The following is a 14,235-nucleotide window of genomic DNA, read 5'->3' as shown; positions in this document are numbered from 1 at the left end:
ATACTCGTAAGGAGGTGGTGTTTATCGTTAATCAGTTAGAAGTTCTTACCCAGCGTGTTAATGATAAACCATACGATTACTGGCTTCATCATGATTTATTTAGTGCTCAATGGTGGCTAATTATCATTTTAAGTGCGCTTTTCTATTCGTTTTTTATCTCCTCATTGACCGACAACGAATAATATTTATTCTCTTAGTATTTTTCATTAGCTTTGTTTTAGTTGGCACTGTGGATGAACTCGGAAAGTTCTTTGGCGTATAGAGCTACCCTCATCAATTATTGGTCTTTACTCATCGTTTTCATTCCGTTGATTTTGCAGTTATCCCGGTTATACTTACATTAGTTTACCAATTCTTTAGCAAATGGAAGTTTTATTGGATTGCCTCTCTTATTGCTTCAGCTTTTATCGCTTTTATTGGAGTGCCTATATTTACTTTTTTCCATTTATATGATTTGAATCATTGGAATACATGGAAGGCATTTATAACCGTCTACCCAATTGGATTGTTCGTCAAAGTCATTAGTGATTTTATCTACTCCAATCAACACCAGTAGCATCTTCCTTAATTACTGTTGCTCTATATGAACAAATGAATAGCAGAAAGATATACTATATATTAAACCCAAACAAGTAGGTTCCTCTCCTAAAACAAACGACTAATATGACTGTTAGTCGTTTGTTTTATTTCCTGTATGTACAATATTCTATGAAGCATATTAATTGCAGACACAAAAAAAGCTCACCTTAAAAGGTCAGCCTAAATAGGGGAGTTCTATAGAAAATGTTGTATTGCATTACTGATATTTATACTAGCATCTAATAGTGAAAAATTGGTGAAATGTTCGTCTCACTTATCTTTTTAAAAATTTCTTTTTTAAAAAATGAAGTCTACGTTTTAAGCTCTCATTATAAAAGCGTGAACTCGTGACAGGCCACGCTTTTATACATCTATATTCCATTAAGATCTATGAAAGTTAACCGGTCTCTAATCATCGCTTACTCGTTCAACCCTGCTATTTTTAGGTACGTCTCTTTTATCTTCAATCGCACCCGTATGAAATATGCAGCTATGCAAATTTTTCAGCGTTAGTTATTCATGAATCTTCCATCCATTTAAAGTCTTAGCCGTATCGGCGGTAAAATGATCAATGATGTCACTTTTTCCGCTATCCATAGCAGTAATGTCTGCCATATCTTCATCACTTAAATTAAAATCCCAGATGTTAAAGTTTTCAGCAATACGTTCTTTATGAACAGATTTTGGAATGGTAACTACACCACGTTGAATATGCCAGCGCAAAATCACTTGTGCGAGTGTTTTTCCATATTTTTCTCCAATACCGGAAAGTAATTCATTTTGGAAGATATTATTAACGGTTTATCGCCAGATGACACTAACCCTAGCGAATGGGAGTTGGTACATGCTAATAAAACATCCAAAGGCTCTTAACATCACCTCTATACCGGCAGTAAAAAGACTTATCTACCATACCGTATAGATAAGCCTTTTTACTTCATTTGTTTGAGCTAGACCGCTGCGCTGTCAGTTTAGAGTTTGTGAAAATTCCCCCTGCAGTTCTTTTAAAAACGCATTTGCCGCAGCTGAAAGAACATGATGCTTTTTCCACACAATATTTAAACCTGATTCAAGTCTTGGCTGTAACGGCCTGAAACAAAGATTGCTAGTAGTAGACGTATTGACTATTTTATCAAGTGTTATGGCATATCCAACGCCTTCTTCAACCATAATCGCCGCATTATAGGCAAGATTGTATGTAGTAACGATGTTTAATTTATGAAAGTCTTCGCCAAACCAATCCGAAAATTCATTTTTTGAAAATGTCTGCTTCATGGCCTGTCGTGAACAGATTAGTGGAGCGTTTAATAAATCCGCAGCTTGAATGCTTTCTTTGAGGGCAAGAGGACTGTCTCTTCTCATCACAACGCCCCAAACATCTTTGGCAGGCATATTAAGATAATTGTATTTTGAAATATCGGCTGGCTGAATTAAAATACCGAAATCAAGCAATCCCTTGTCAAGCCGTTCCGTTATATCTTCTTCGTTTCCGCTGTAGAGGTGATATCGTATATTTGGATAACGTAACTGCACATCTTTTGCTACTCGTGCAATATGTTTCATTGCTTCTGTCTCCCCGCCCCCTATATAAACATCACCACCTATTGTTTCTGCCATCGAACTAAATTCCGCCTCTAATTTATCCACCATATTAACAATTTCTTCTGCCCTGTTTCGCAGATGCATTCCTTCATCTGTCAAAATGATACTGTGACTGCTGCGAATAAATAGTTTTTTACCTAACTCTTGTTCAAGGTCTTTTAATTGTCTAGACAGAGTTGGCTGTGTCACATGCAAAACATCAGCGGCCTTCGTGATGTTTCTTTCTCTTGCAACCGTAAGAAAATACCGCAAAACTCGAATTTCCATATCCCCCTCCTCCTTTCATAAGGTTTAGTATATACACTCTAGAAATGCTTATCAAATATATCATGATATAAGATATAAGTATTTTTTATATCCAAAAGAAGCCGGTAGAATAAATAACAAAGAAGTTCAACCTTTAATTATTAAAAGTGGAAAGGAGCTTAAAATGCAAAAGCTGTTGTGTCTGTCTTCTATCTTAGTAACAAGCCTTGCCCTCGCTGCTTGTAGCAACAATAATTCATCTGCAGCGGACGGAGATCATAATACTAGTAATCCTTTAAACCAAGCACCAGAACAACTAAAAGAAGATTCTATTTCAGATACAAAAATAAAATTAACGTTTAACAACAAAGAAGTATTCGTCAGGATGTACAATAACCCAGCAAGTATGGCTTTTTTAGCTCAACTGCCTTTAACCATAACTTTTGAAGATTATATAGGTAAAGAAAAAGTTAGTATTTTACAAAAAAGATTATCAGCAGATGATGTACAAGCTGGAGATCTATCAAAAAAAGGCGACTTTGCTTATTACGCTCCTTGGGGAAATGTAGCTATTTTTTATAAAGGTTTCGAGGATGCTACAAATGACCTTATCATACTAGGTCAGATTGAGTCTGGAAAAGAAAACGTTGAAAATATTCATGGTGATTTTACAGTTACCATTGAAAAAGTGACTAAGTAAAAACATGACAATTGCTCTTTAAACAGCCCGCTTTGAAGCAGCTAGAACAGAACGCTTTTTAGAAAGAAGGAAATTGATTTTATGTCTAAACAAAATAAGCTACTTATATTTGTCTTAACCTTAGGAGCTTTCGGGATTATAAATACCGAAATGGGGGTTATAGGGATACTGCCCTACATTGCGGATCACTTTCATATCAGTGTATCAAAGGCCGGATGGCTGGTGAGTCTCTTTGCGCTTACTGTATCAATATCTGGTCCAACGATGCCGTTACTCTTTTCAGGAGTCAATCGTAAGAAAGCGATGTTGCTTGTACTTGGTATTTTCGTTTTAGGTAACATTATCTCTATATTCACCACTAACTTTGCTATTGCCATAATTGCGCGTGTGATTCCAGCTATCTTTCACCCAATTTATTTTTCAGCGGCTTTTACAATGGCTGCAAACTCAGTGAGCAAGGAAGACGCTCCAAAAGCCGTTTCAAAAGTCTTTATTGGCGTATCTGCAGGTATGGTACTCGGTGTACCAATCGCAAGTTTTCTTGCAAGCACAGTTTCATTTCAACTATCAATGACGTTTTTTGCTGTTATTAATGCTATTGTATTTATTGCTACATGGGCATTCTTCCCTTCTATGCCCGTTAAAGAAAGACTTTCATACGGAGCACAGCTAAGCGTATTACAAAAACCTATTACTTGGCTTTCTATTATTGCCGTCCTTTTACTAAATTCAGCAGTATTTGGGGTTTACAGTTATCTTGCTGAGTATCTTAAAAGCGTTACGAACATCTCTGGACAATTAATTAGTTTCATGTTGATTCTATTCGGTGGGGCAAATATTTTCGGAAACATTATCGCAGGGAAGTTACTTACGAAAAACGCCATTAAAACTGTAGTCGTTTTCCCTTTCGCATTGGGAGTCGTTTACATCATTTTATTCTTCATCGGACAGTTTACTTGGCCTATGGCTATCATGACTTTAGTTTGGGGAATATTTGCTGGTATAGGAACGAATATTAATCAATATTGGATTTCCTCCGCAGCTCCAGAAGCACCTGATTTTGCGAATGGATTATTTTTATCATCCGTTAACTTAGGAACAACGATTGGTACAGCCGTGGGTGGACTATTTATATCAGGAATGGGTATACAATACGTTGTACTAGTGGGGATCTTGTCATTAGTATTGAGTGTACTATTTATTTTACCAAGAAGCTACATGCAGCGTCCGGTAAGTCAACTTTCAAAATAAGCCATCGGCGCAACTTTCTTTTATTACATCTATGAAAAGCAGCAATCCGTTCTAATCAATGCTTACAGCATTAATAAATAAAAAATGGAGGACTTGACATGGAAAAATACACTAAAGTGGCACTTGTCACCGGCGGAAATCGCGGTATTGGATATGAACTAGTGAGACAATTGGCGATGGATGGTTTTAAAGTTATTTTGACGAGTCGAAATTCAGAAACCGGACGTAAAGCCGTGCAAAAACTTAAAGACTCTCATCTTGAGGTTTCATATGTGGTGATGGATATAAGCAATGAAGCCAGCATCCTCAAAGCTGCAGCTACAGTAAGTGAACAATATGGACGATTAGATGTATTGATTAATAATGCGGGCATATATTTGGATAAAAATCAAAAATTAGTCAATATGGAGCCTTCTATTCTAGAGAAAACGCTGGCAACGAACTTCTTCGGTGCCTACCATGTAATCCGTTCCTTTATACCTCTCATGGAACAGCAATCCTACGGAAGAATTATTAATGTTTCCTCAGAATATGGAGCCATGAGTGAAATGTCATCTCCAGGAGTAGGCGCTTATAAGTTATCTAAGCTTATTCTAAATGGCTTAACGCAATTAATAGCTGTAGAAAGCACCAAAGATATCAAAATTAACGCAGTCGATCCGGGATGGGTAAGCTCAGATATGGGTGGACCATCAGCTCCAAGAACGCCGCAGCAAGCTGCTCGTTCTATCCTTTGGTTAGCAACGATTGGAACTGAAGGACCTTCCGGAGGCTTTTTTAAAGATGAAAAACAAATCGATTGGTGAATGTTTAGAGCTTTAAGTACCTCCCCTATGATATTTTGAATTTATAATAAAAAACCTACGGATTATTACCAATAATCCGTAGGTTTTTTTGTTTCTAGCATATATGCAATCTATTATTTTATGTTGTTATATTGCTCATCCGTTACTGATTCTAACCATTCCGGCGTACCGGCAGTGATGGCAATGTGTTCAAACCAGCTGTCTTTTGCAGCACCATGCCAATGTTTTACACCATCATGTGTAACAACAACATCTCCAGCTTTTAAGAATTGTGCAGGTTTTCCTTCTTCTTGGTACCAGCCTTCGCCACCTGTTACTAATAAAAGCTGAAATCCATCACGATGAATATGCCAGTTATTGCGGCATCCAGGTTCAAAGGTCACATTTCCAACTCCGACATTCACTTTGGGATCCGCGATTAATGTTTGAAGATAGCTTTGTCCAACAAAAAATTGTGCATACGCTTCGTTTTTTTCTCCTACTGGGAAAATAACGCCATTTTTTACTTCTTCATGTTTTGCCATTTTGATTCCTCCAATAATATCATTCATAGTTGTATGTCTTGGCTCATTCATTGCTATTACATGTTTACTTCAACTCCCCCCCAAATACCGGGAAGTAGCTATGCTCACCATAATCCTGAATAGGTTCGACATTTTTCAAAATTTCCATATCTGCATCACTAATCACAAAATTAAGCTCTGCATTGATTCTCATATGATCTGGGTTTGCAGTCTTAGGAATGACTGCAAACCCAAGCTGAATATCATAGCGTAGGCAAAGCTGCGCGACAGATACCCCATATTTATCAGCTATTACCTTAACTTCTTTATTATCAAGAACTGCACCGTGTGCAATTGGCGAATATGCTTCTACCAAGATGTCATTCTTCTGACAAAACTCAATTAAATCTAAAGGCGTGTTGCTCACATGTGCTAATACCTGATTGACCATAGGCTTGATTTCACAGCTTGAAAGAATATTCTCTATATCATCCTGAAGGAAATTAGAAAGACCGATTGCCTTTACCTTTCCTGCTTTATAAGCGTCCTCCATTGCTTTCCATGCCTCTTTGTTTTCTTCGAAATAGCGATTTTCTTCTCTAAACTCCGTCCAAGGCTGTGGACTGTGGATAATAAGAAGATCAATGTAATCCAGCCCCATCTTTATTAAAGACTCATCAATAGACTCCGTAACTTTCTCATAAGTCTTTGCTTCTGCAGCAACCTTTGTTGTAATGAAAAGTTCTTCTCTTTCAACACCGCTAGAACAGATTCCTTCGCCTATACCAGCTTCATTCATATAAGCTTGAGCCGTATCAATGTGACGGTACCCATTAGAGATCGCATCACGCACTGCCTGCGCTGCCTGTTCATCATCAAGCAGCCAAGTACCAAGGCCTAATAGAGGAATTTCTACACCGTTTGATAATTTATACGTTTCGTTAAACATGTTTTTTATCTCCTTTGAATTGTTTTATTTTTGTAGTAGCTTGTCCTATATACTTTATTTCCCTATTTATTATCAGTAAGTTCTTCACCGAAAGCAGAGATTCTTGACTCTCCTACTCTCTTCTCTTAATTTTCAGGGCTAATTTCATTAATACAAGCTAATGCATTTAGTGTTCTTGGAAACCCCATATATGGAAGACAGTGAGTGATTGCATCAATCAATCGTTCCTTGGCATTTCCCACATTCAGATTCCCTTGTACATGTGCCTTCACTTGACCTTCAGCACCACCTAACGCACTTACAATACAGAGAGTTAATAGCTCTCTTGTTTGCAAATCAAGTCCGCTGCGGGTGTAGAAATCTCCGAAACAAAAAGCCGAAAGATATTCCTGTATATGCGTTTGATTCGATGGAGCATTCTTCTGCATTTTTTTAATAACATCCCCGAAAATCTCTACTTGAGTAGCCAGCCCTTTTTGAGAGCGATTCTGTTCATTTACCGTCTTTTGACTCTCTATCGGTAAAACAATTTCCTTTGCTTTGAAAACCTCGTTAACTTTATCGATGGCATTTAACGTTTTTGGAAAACCAATGTATGGTCCACACTGGTAAACAGCTTCTTTAATTTCTACAGGTGTTAGACCAACACTCAGCGCTGCGCTAACATGTGCTGTTAGTTGAAGCAACGTCTGGTTAGTAGCCAGAACTACCAATGTAATTAGCTCGCGCTCCTTGTCATCTAGCTCACCTTGATAAAAAACTTCTCCAAAAATAAAATGGCTTAGAATGTCCTGAAAATCCGGATCGGTAACATGTGTAGCTGGAACACCATCGCCAAACAGCTGCTTGTATTTTTCTATACTCCTGTCAATGCGGTTCACAAACATTCCTCCTATTGAAGTTCATTTTTCTATAGTTTTAAAAGTATCTACCTGTCTGCTGAAAATCAATATTGATTGATTAATCAACATCTGTCTATAATTATAAAAGCAAATAAGATCCTTTCAATCGCTAATTAAAGGCGATTCGTTGATTACTCAACAAATGAAGAGATATTGTTGAATATCTTTAAAAAAAGTGAGGTTTTAAAGTGGCTAAAGTCGATAGAAGAATACTCAAAAGCCAAGAGGCTATAAAAAAAGCAGTTACTGAGTTAATGACCCAAAAACGATTTGATGACATTACCATTCAGGACATTGCTGACAAAGCAAACGTTAACCGAGGCACAATTTATCTTCACTACATGGATAAATACGATTTACTAGATAAGATGATTGAAGAGCATATGAACAATCTCGAGGAACTATGCCATTCGGCTGCTGATATGACGTTTCAAGAAGGAAATTATATTTGGTTTGAATACTTTGAGCGCCACCACCTGTTCTTTTCCACCATGTTAGAAAGTAAAGGCGCACATTATTTTCGCAGCCGTTTTCTCGAGTTAGTCATTCAAGAGTATAGTCCTGAAGTTGATATAACTAAAGGTGAAAACGAAGGGTTAAGTAAAGAAGTTGTTGTTCAATTCTTTGCCTCAGCTGTTGTAGGGACAGTAGAATGGTGGTTTAAAAATGGCATGCACGTTCCAACCGATGTCATAGCTGAGCAAACTGGCATATTGTTAGATCGGAATTTAGAATAATTTATTGCGTTTTTAAAAGCAATTAAATAACCTGGACTCTACAGAGGATCCAGGTTATTTATAAATAGTACTAAAGCACGGAGAATAAGCGCCGAAACATATTTTGATTCATCTAATGAATGAAAGACGCAGAAAAGCTATTAAACGAAAATGAAGTAGCTTTCCCCCCAGCTCTGCCTGAACGTTTAGAAGCAGGTTTGGATGATATTCTATGCAGAGCACGTTTTCAAGATCCAGAAGTCGCAGCGGCTATCTTCATGGAGATAGCCACTGATATAGTTGCTTATAGCTAATTAATTGGCTCGTCTATTCGGAAAGATATTGCAGCGATGTTTGATCAAATTCACAGATTACAAACAATGAGCTTTCTATAAATACAAAAAATATTTCTTAGCAAATAGGGACATTACGATAACTAACTTTATCTATGACATACATATTAGTTAATTGATTTAATCCCATATTCTAGGTCGATCAACCTCCATGATTCTCAAATACTGTAAGAGTTGTCCAGCGTGTACGGATTCATGATAGCCTATCCGCATCAACATATCCCCTAAAGAACGAATATAACCAACATCTGAACGGTCTATTTGAATGTTAGTTAAATCTTCTTCAGAAAAAGTAGTAATCATGTCTAAAAATTGTTGGTGGTATGATGCTGCAAACTCCAATTCATCCTTTATAGATTGTAAGGGTCTTTTTTCAAAAGGAGAATCAAATTCCTTTAAGCTGCCCAAATTTTTGATAGCTAGATGATAATAGTATTCTGACTCCAAGACATGACGAACCATTTCTATGCATGTCATAGCTTCTTTATCTGGCTTCCAATCGAGTTTATCATCAGGAATTGATTGCCAAACCTTTATACTTCTTCTTCTAATCTCTTTTATATTTAATACTATTGCGTCTGTTCCATTCATTTCCATCCCTCCTCTTATCATCATTTTACATGATTTCTCCAAAACAAAGAGGTGAATTTTCAACTAAACTTATTTCAAATATTCATGGTTCTTATGCTGAGTATAATAACTTTCATACTTTAGGAATCGTATATTCAATTCTTTTATGTAAAAAACTCCATAAACGCTTAGTAACAAGCTGTAAACCATTGGTTAACGCAGCAGATGTGAGTACTAATCACTATACATGTCCCTATTTAACAAATAAAAAAAGCTAGCATAAAGCTAACTTTTTTAAGTTAGAGATAAAGGCAGGCTAATAATTAGCAACCGCCAAATCCTCCCCAACAAGCACAGCCAATAATGATTAATAAGATAAACAGCACGATAATTAAAGCAAAACCACTGCCACCGCCGTAACCGCAGCCGCCGCCATAACCATAGCCACAACCTCCGCCATAACCGCCAAAGAACATAAACTTCACCTCCTTCTTCTTCATACATTTAGCATATGATGAAAAACGAAATTTGCTCCACGAAGTGGATAGACTACGTTTTATATCACTATAAATAAAAAATAATAACCTTTTAGTTTCTTTTACATACAATGAAGCATCCTCAGATCCCATATATGAGTTTTACTCCCTCTGCAATAGATTGTTTGAATTCCGCCCAATCAGTTCTATTGCGTATAAGAGTCCCCCCACAACCTAGAATAAAAAAGTCTTTCTCAAATTAGAGAAAGACTTTTTTATTGTTATTAATAGCCAAATCCGCGGCCGTAACAGCTGCATCCAATAATGACAAGAAGAATAAACAGGACAACTAATAAAGCAAAACCAGAACCAGCTCCACCATAACTAGACATACAAACACCTCTTTTCATGGTATTTAACTAAAGGAAAAAACTTTAAATATACATGGGTTAAGGTATTATATGTAGACATAGCTCATATCGATTGGATTTTGGTCTAAAATAGGCTACTTTGTTTAGCGATAGCTAAATAACATCCTAAATTTCACATAGTAAAAACCCTTCATTGTTAAAATGAAGGAGATTTTTTGGCTATCAGCACCAAGGACGAGGTCTAGGAGGACAGCTTGGAGCACAAAAATGTTGGTGCGTTTCCTGGCATACAACGGATTCTGTATGCGGGAATGAGTGCATATATTTATAATTTTTTTGATAAACATTTGTGGTATGACTCGGATGCACCACTGGTACAAACACATTTTGACCAGTATGAGACTAAGAAATAAAAGGTTTTTTAATGCCTATTATTCCTCAAGATTAACATCCATCGCTGCGTTATCAATATTATTTAAAATGGTTTTGTTTTTATCGTCTAATTCATTACGTAAAAGTGAATTACGCGTCGCTTCGTATAAATCATAGCTTCTTTCATCAACTGGAGAATTATGATCTTCACATATCATTTTTTCTGATTCTTTGGATTGATCTGCCATATCAGTCACCTCCTCTGTATAGTATGTGAGTTGGTTAGAAAAAACATAAGAACTTTATCTGGCTACTGTTGGGTAAGGTTTAATCAACGGTTAGCTGCTTCTGTGCATTGTGTTTACATATGACCTAGTATTAGGTAGACACAACCGTTTCTTGAGCATGTTTTTGAATGATTTCTGGAACTTCCAGCAGTGAATGAACGGTTATCAATTTACCTTTTGGCGTAATATCAATTTTAACTTGGTTGTAGCTCCACTCCAGTTCAGAAGGTACGTGAATCGCATGTATTCCAACTTCTACTGCCGGTCTTATATCGGTTTTTAATGAATTGCCAATCATCCAAGTCTTTTTTGGATCGTACTTAATTTGGTTTAGTATTTCTTTTAATGCAGGTGTATCTTTTTGTTCAGAAATAAACACTCTTTTTTCAAAGTATTTAGCTAGCTCTAGCTGAACAATTTTTCTACCTTGATTTTCCTCATCTCCACCTGTGTGTAAGTAGAGATTATGTCCTTGTTCTTTAAGCTTATCTAATACTTCATACATATTTGGCAAAGGTTCTATCGGTACTTCAAATACACTTTGACCAATTTTTTTGATTCTTTCGACTCTATCGTCATGGATATCTTGATGATTTTGTTCACTAAAAAATAAATAAGTAGCTACTAATGATTCTGGAAAACGAGAAGAGTGAAGGCCATACTTTTCGATGCTTTTTAAATCTATCTCTAACTGCTTTTGTTTTATTTCTTCCTTAGTCAGATTCTCAAACCATTCCTGCAATTGAGCCACAAAGGCATTTATGGTGTCTCTAAAATATTTATTACAGTGAACAAGCGTATCGTCTAAATTAAAAAGTAAGGTTTGCTTCTGCATTTCGTTAAATCCTTTCTACAATGGATGTACGGACAGTATATATGAAAAAACACTAACCACTTTTATTACCTATCCACACCTAAAACCAAGATAAAATCTCAAATACGTTAGGAATAAGCAGTTGATTTACTATGCTGAAATGAGAATATTTAGTGGAAAGATCCTTCTAGCATATAAAATAGAAGGATCTTTTTATAAGATAAAACGCTGCAGGATATTCCTGCTAATAAATATAACGTTCAAAATGTTCTCTATTCATATTTGTTTTGAACGTAGAGGTACTCAGTCCTGAACGATTTATTAGCGATTGGTTGCCTTCGTTTTCTTTAGGTATATTCATTTCAAGACCTTGTATAGTGAAAGGATCATACATATACGTTGTCCGTTCAGTTTCTGTATGCGACATTAACTTCACCTCTATTAATAGTCCTCATTTTTTAAAATCATGTTAACTCGTTTACAGCAGATCCTCTAATAAAAATATCTACGTTTCATAGGTCTTTTCGCTAAGAAAGATCCACCGTTTTTTACTTTTTTTTATTAAGTTGTAATTTCTTGTGGCTCTTCGCCTTCAAGGTCAGTAAAGAAATTTTCCAAGGTTTCCCTTGGGTCAAGAGCACGTCCGTCTTCTTCGACAACACGGTTAAGCGTAGGATCATTATTGCTATCTTTATTTTTATAGTTGTTATAATCAACTCTTTCTGCAATTCCTGAATTATCAACGCCTTTAAAGTCTTTCTTTGGCATAAAAACACCTCCTAGCCCTATTGTTTGAAAATCTGAAGATAAAATAAGTGGAAGGTTAAGTTATATTTTTATTTCCCGAGAATTAAATAGATACTTGTTGCTAAGAGACATGTACAACATGCTTAATTGTTTTACGAAATGGAGAAATTAAAACGTCAAAATTTAATTTGCAGAGGGTTACATTCAGGTGAAATCAGCGTGAATAACTTGAAGGAAAAAGGTCCTTTTATCGTAAATGCAGTCCAAGAAGCAATGGCTAGAATCAGTAAACCTAACTCTTAAAATAGATATAAAAAGCAATCCTTTGAGGCAGCTCCTTGGATATTGATCGTTTTCATCAAGCAAAAGACTAACTCTTTAAAGAGTTAGTCCTTTGTCATTCACATAGTATACACATGAACATGAAAAAAGAATGACAAATGAAAAGAATGACAAATGAAAAGAATGACAAATGAAATGTCATTTTCTCTCCTCCACATGGCAAGCGTTTAGTTTTTAGTCACAAGGAAATGAAAACATCCATTATTTACTACGAATGCATTTCTTCCACAATAGGAAACTTAAAAAAACAAGGAGGTGACACAACATGGCAAACAACAAAAGCAGCAACAACAATGAATTATTAGTATACGGTGCTGAACAAGCAATCGATCAAATGAAATATGAAATCGCCAGCGAATTTGGTGTAAACCTTGGTGCTGATACAACTGCACGTGCAAACGGATCAGTAGGCGGCGAAATTACAAAGCGTCTTGTGCAATTAGCTGAGCAACAACTTGGCGGCGGACGCTTCTAAGACAACTTTATAATTGATGGCTGAAGGAAGAGTGGGTATCCACTCTTCCTTTTATTATGGACATTTTCTATTTATCGTCATAAGCAGAAAACCACATAAAGCATGACAAAACAAAAAACTGCCCACGAAGGCAGCTCTCTGCATAACAAGGGTATTGTGACTGATTCCCTTATAGGCATCTTGAATAGTATGCGTAAAATAGTAGATTGTATTCACTGATAAAATTCCTTTTTTATATCTAGAAGAATAATAAAACATGATATGGAGACGTTAAGCATGTGCATAGTAAGAAAGGTGGCACATTATTATGAATATGTTAAGGAGGATAACAATGGGTATTTTAAGTGGAAATCCTACAGATGAACCGATGCATTATGGTGAAGTATTTGGAACATGGTCGTTTCTTTCTGCTTCAAAAGGATTAGTAGCTGGTTATCAAACGTTTCTAAATCATGTAGGGGACAAGGATCTACATAAGTTGGTACAAGAAACGATTGAACAATGTCAGCAGGAAATGAAAGGTGTAGAAAAGCTATTAAAAGAAAATGGAGTGGCTTTACCTCCAACTCCGCCTGAACGTCCAGAAGCTTGTTTAGATGATATTCCAGTAGGTGCACGTATTCAAGACCCCGAAGTTGCTGCGGCTATTTCACTGGATATAGCTGCTGGTCTAGTTGCTTGTAGTCAACTGATTGGCCAATCTATTCGTGAAGATATTGCAGCAATGTTTGGTCAAATTCACATGCAAAAAGTAGCCCTTGGCGGAAAGTTTTTGCGACTTAACAAAGAAAAAGGCTGGTTAGTTCCACCACCTCTTCACAAGTCAAAAAACACGGACTGTTGATAATAAAATTGCTATAAAACGTGAAGATTTCGCTTTAAGTGAACCATACCACATGCTACGAAACATTGTTTGGAAATCCTCATTTAAGGTATATTTTTCTTTTTAGTACATGAGCTATTAATAATTCGAGCAACCTGCTCAAGGTGCAATAGAGAATTATCAACATAACATCTATATTTTAACGACTAGGAAAACTACTGCACAGTGAACTGCACCCCAATTGTTAGACAAAAACTAATAATTGGAGGTGCAGTTTTTCATGTCAAAACACACACTTGAAACAAAGTTAAAAGCTGTAGATTTCTACATCAATAAGCAATATTCATATAA

22 protein-coding genes are annotated in these 14,235 nt (G+C 36.3%); 9 read left to right on the top strand and 13 right to left on the bottom strand.

Annotated elements, in window-relative coordinates; translation table 11 throughout:
- Positions 1-17 precede the first annotated feature (17 nt).
- On the top strand, positions 18-182 hold the full coding sequence (locus tag MMB68_RS23035) for a hypothetical protein (RefSeq protein ID WP_221786280.1): 165 nt from the start codon (positions 18-20) through the stop codon (positions 180-182).
- Positions 183-1,092: 910 nt separating this feature from the next.
- Here MMB68_RS23035 and MMB68_RS23030 read toward each other — a convergent pair.
- Both MMB68_RS23030 and MMB68_RS23025 read right to left on the bottom strand, forming a co-directional pair.
- The gene (locus tag MMB68_RS23030) at positions 1,093-1,308 is read right to left on the bottom strand and encodes an aldo/keto reductase (protein ID WP_372452311.1); all 216 of its coding nucleotides are present in this window, start codon (positions 1,306-1,308) and stop codon (positions 1,093-1,095) included.
- Positions 1,309-1,545: 237 nt separating this feature from the next.
- A complete protein-coding gene (locus tag MMB68_RS23025; protein ID WP_277549360.1) occupies positions 1,546-2,448 on the bottom strand; it encodes a LysR family transcriptional regulator in 903 nt (300 codons plus the stop codon).
- A gap of 163 nt (positions 2,449-2,611) precedes the next feature.
- Between MMB68_RS23025 and MMB68_RS23020 the strand changes: the two genes are divergently transcribed.
- The 3 genes from MMB68_RS23020 (at position 2,612) to MMB68_RS23010 (ending at position 5,184) form a co-directional block, all read left to right on the top strand.
- A complete protein-coding gene (locus tag MMB68_RS23020; RefSeq protein WP_221786282.1) occupies positions 2,612-3,127 on the top strand; it encodes a cyclophilin-like fold protein in 516 nt (171 codons plus the stop codon).
- Positions 3,128-3,208: 81 nt separating this feature from the next.
- Positions 3,209-4,378, top strand: coding sequence for an MFS transporter (locus MMB68_RS23015; protein WP_277549359.1), 1,170 nt, complete (start codon positions 3,209-3,211; stop codon positions 4,376-4,378).
- A gap of 98 nt (positions 4,379-4,476) precedes the next feature.
- Complete coding sequence (locus MMB68_RS23010; RefSeq protein WP_221786284.1) at positions 4,477-5,184, top strand: SDR family oxidoreductase; 708 nt, start codon at positions 4,477-4,479, stop codon at positions 5,182-5,184.
- Positions 5,185-5,297: 113 nt separating this feature from the next.
- On the opposite strand, the gene MMB68_RS23005 is transcribed toward MMB68_RS23010, so the two are convergent.
- From MMB68_RS23005 to MMB68_RS22995, 3 genes are all read right to left on the bottom strand, one after another.
- Positions 5,298-5,708, bottom strand: coding sequence for a cupin domain-containing protein (locus MMB68_RS23005; protein ID WP_269871380.1), 411 nt, complete (start codon positions 5,706-5,708; stop codon positions 5,298-5,300).
- Positions 5,709-5,772: 64 nt separating this feature from the next.
- Positions 5,773-6,636, bottom strand: coding sequence for an aldo/keto reductase (locus MMB68_RS23000; protein ID WP_277549358.1), 864 nt, complete (start codon positions 6,634-6,636; stop codon positions 5,773-5,775).
- Positions 6,637-6,761: 125 nt separating this feature from the next.
- The gene (locus tag MMB68_RS22995) at positions 6,762-7,523 is read right to left on the bottom strand and encodes a carboxymuconolactone decarboxylase family protein (RefSeq protein ID WP_277549357.1); all 762 of its coding nucleotides are present in this window, start codon (positions 7,521-7,523) and stop codon (positions 6,762-6,764) included.
- Positions 7,524-7,726: 203 nt separating this feature from the next.
- On the opposite strand from MMB68_RS22995, the gene MMB68_RS22990 reads away from it, so the two are divergent.
- On the top strand, positions 7,727-8,275 hold the full coding sequence (locus MMB68_RS22990; protein ID WP_029323560.1) for a TetR/AcrR family transcriptional regulator: 549 nt from the start codon (positions 7,727-7,729) through the stop codon (positions 8,273-8,275).
- A gap of 119 nt (positions 8,276-8,394) precedes the next feature.
- Complete coding sequence (locus MMB68_RS22985; protein WP_277549356.1) at positions 8,395-8,568, top strand: hypothetical protein; 174 nt, start codon at positions 8,395-8,397, stop codon at positions 8,566-8,568.
- 159 nt (positions 8,569-8,727) lie between these two features.
- Here the strand turns inward: MMB68_RS22985 and MMB68_RS22980 are convergent, their stop codons facing one another.
- From MMB68_RS22980 to MMB68_RS22945, 8 genes are all read right to left on the bottom strand, one after another.
- Entirely contained in the window at positions 8,728-9,198 is a 471-nt protein-coding gene (locus MMB68_RS22980) for a DinB family protein (protein ID WP_277549355.1), read from the bottom strand.
- 302 nt (positions 9,199-9,500) lie between these two features.
- Positions 9,501-9,653: a YjcZ family sporulation protein gene (locus MMB68_RS22975; protein ID WP_013058439.1), complete on the bottom strand. Its 153-nt coding sequence runs from the start codon at positions 9,651-9,653 to the stop codon at positions 9,501-9,503.
- A gap of 284 nt (positions 9,654-9,937) precedes the next feature.
- Positions 9,938-10,045, bottom strand: a complete 108-nt coding sequence (locus MMB68_RS22970) for a YjcZ family sporulation protein (RefSeq protein ID WP_016766356.1) — start codon at positions 10,043-10,045, stop codon at positions 9,938-9,940.
- Between the two features lie 201 nt (positions 10,046-10,246).
- On the bottom strand, positions 10,247-10,393 hold the full coding sequence (locus MMB68_RS22965; protein WP_243557575.1) for a CotD family spore coat protein: 147 nt from the start codon (positions 10,391-10,393) through the stop codon (positions 10,247-10,249).
- 62 nt (positions 10,394-10,455) lie between these two features.
- Entirely contained in the window at positions 10,456-10,644 is a 189-nt protein-coding gene (locus MMB68_RS22960) for a hypothetical protein (protein ID WP_013058440.1), read from the bottom strand.
- A gap of 130 nt (positions 10,645-10,774) precedes the next feature.
- Positions 10,775-11,518: an HAD family hydrolase gene (locus MMB68_RS22955; protein ID WP_277549354.1), complete on the bottom strand. Its 744-nt coding sequence runs from the start codon at positions 11,516-11,518 to the stop codon at positions 10,775-10,777.
- A gap of 223 nt (positions 11,519-11,741) precedes the next feature.
- A complete protein-coding gene (locus MMB68_RS22950; protein ID WP_221786293.1) occupies positions 11,742-11,924 on the bottom strand; it encodes a hypothetical protein in 183 nt (60 codons plus the stop codon).
- Positions 11,925-12,058: 134 nt separating this feature from the next.
- Positions 12,059-12,265 carry a hypothetical protein gene (locus tag MMB68_RS22945; protein ID WP_221786294.1) on the bottom strand — a complete coding sequence of 69 codons (207 nt, stop codon included), beginning with the start codon at positions 12,263-12,265 and terminating at the stop codon, positions 12,059-12,061.
- 138 nt (positions 12,266-12,403) lie between these two features.
- On the opposite strand from MMB68_RS22945, the gene MMB68_RS27575 reads away from it, so the two are divergent.
- From MMB68_RS27575 to MMB68_RS22935, 3 genes are all read left to right on the top strand, one after another.
- Complete coding sequence (locus tag MMB68_RS27575; RefSeq protein WP_481861945.1) at positions 12,404-12,547, top strand: hypothetical protein; 144 nt, start codon at positions 12,404-12,406, stop codon at positions 12,545-12,547.
- A 304-nt stretch (positions 12,548-12,851) separates the two neighbouring features.
- Positions 12,852-13,061 (top strand): alpha/beta-type small acid-soluble spore protein, encoded by a 210-nt coding sequence (locus tag MMB68_RS22940; protein ID WP_013058452.1) that lies wholly within the window; start codon positions 12,852-12,854, stop codon positions 13,059-13,061.
- Positions 13,062-13,392: 331 nt separating this feature from the next.
- A complete protein-coding gene (locus MMB68_RS22935; protein WP_063672460.1) occupies positions 13,393-13,905 on the top strand; it encodes a DUF3231 family protein in 513 nt (170 codons plus the stop codon).
- Positions 13,906-14,235 lie beyond the last annotated feature (330 nt).

Source organism: Priestia sp. Y58 (assembly GCF_029522095.1).
Taxonomy (GTDB): domain Bacteria; phylum Bacillota; class Bacilli; order Bacillales; family Bacillaceae_H; genus Priestia; species Priestia megaterium_E.
Note: the sequence above shows the minus strand (reverse complement) of the source record. Positions and strands in the feature narration are given on the sequence as shown.

What these genes read in the sequence shown, in the direction of transcription:
- MMB68_RS23025 (WP_277549360.1), bottom strand. Translation starts at nt 2,448, where the DNA reads ATGGAAATTCGAGTTTTGCGGTATTTTCTTACGGTTGCAAGAGAAAGA.
- MMB68_RS23020 (WP_221786282.1), top strand. Translation starts at nt 2,612, where the DNA reads ATGCAAAAGCTGTTGTGTCTGTCTTCTATCTTAGTAACAAGCCTTGCC.
- MMB68_RS23015 (WP_277549359.1), top strand. Translation starts at nt 3,209, where the DNA reads ATGTCTAAACAAAATAAGCTACTTATATTTGTCTTAACCTTAGGAGCT.
- MMB68_RS23010 (WP_221786284.1), top strand. Translation starts at nt 4,477, where the DNA reads ATGGAAAAATACACTAAAGTGGCACTTGTCACCGGCGGAAATCGCGGT.
- MMB68_RS23005 (WP_269871380.1), bottom strand. Translation starts at nt 5,708, where the DNA reads ATGGCAAAACATGAAGAAGTAAAAAATGGCGTTATTTTCCCAGTAGGA.
- MMB68_RS23000 (WP_277549358.1), bottom strand. Translation starts at nt 6,636, where the DNA reads ATGTTTAACGAAACGTATAAATTATCAAACGGTGTAGAAATTCCTCTA.
- MMB68_RS22995 (WP_277549357.1), bottom strand. Translation starts at nt 7,523, where the DNA reads ATGTTTGTGAACCGCATTGACAGGAGTATAGAAAAATACAAGCAGCTG.
- MMB68_RS22985 (WP_277549356.1), top strand. Translation starts at nt 8,395, where the DNA reads ATGAAAGACGCAGAAAAGCTATTAAACGAAAATGAAGTAGCTTTCCCC.
- MMB68_RS22980 (WP_277549355.1), bottom strand. Translation starts at nt 9,198, where the DNA reads ATGAATGGAACAGACGCAATAGTATTAAATATAAAAGAGATTAGAAGA.
- MMB68_RS22975 (WP_013058439.1), bottom strand. Translation starts at nt 9,653, where the DNA reads ATGTTCTTTGGCGGTTATGGCGGAGGTTGTGGCTATGGTTATGGCGGC.
- MMB68_RS22970 (WP_016766356.1), bottom strand. Translation starts at nt 10,045, where the DNA reads ATGTCTAGTTATGGTGGAGCTGGTTCTGGTTTTGCTTTATTAGTTGTC.
- MMB68_RS22960 (WP_013058440.1), bottom strand. Translation starts at nt 10,644, where the DNA reads ATGGCAGATCAATCCAAAGAATCAGAAAAAATGATATGTGAAGATCAT.
- MMB68_RS22955 (WP_277549354.1), bottom strand. Translation starts at nt 11,518, where the DNA reads ATGCAGAAGCAAACCTTACTTTTTAATTTAGACGATACGCTTGTTCAC.
- MMB68_RS22950 (WP_221786293.1), bottom strand. Translation starts at nt 11,924, where the DNA reads ATGTCGCATACAGAAACTGAACGGACAACGTATATGTATGATCCTTTC.
- MMB68_RS22945 (WP_221786294.1), bottom strand. Translation starts at nt 12,265, where the DNA reads ATGCCAAAGAAAGACTTTAAAGGCGTTGATAATTCAGGAATTGCAGAA.
- MMB68_RS27575 (WP_481861945.1), top strand. Translation starts at nt 12,404, where the DNA reads ATGGAGAAATTAAAACGTCAAAATTTAATTTGCAGAGGGTTACATTCA.
- MMB68_RS22940 (WP_013058452.1), top strand. Translation starts at nt 12,852, where the DNA reads ATGGCAAACAACAAAAGCAGCAACAACAATGAATTATTAGTATACGGT.
- MMB68_RS22935 (WP_063672460.1), top strand. Translation starts at nt 13,393, where the DNA reads ATGGGTATTTTAAGTGGAAATCCTACAGATGAACCGATGCATTATGGT.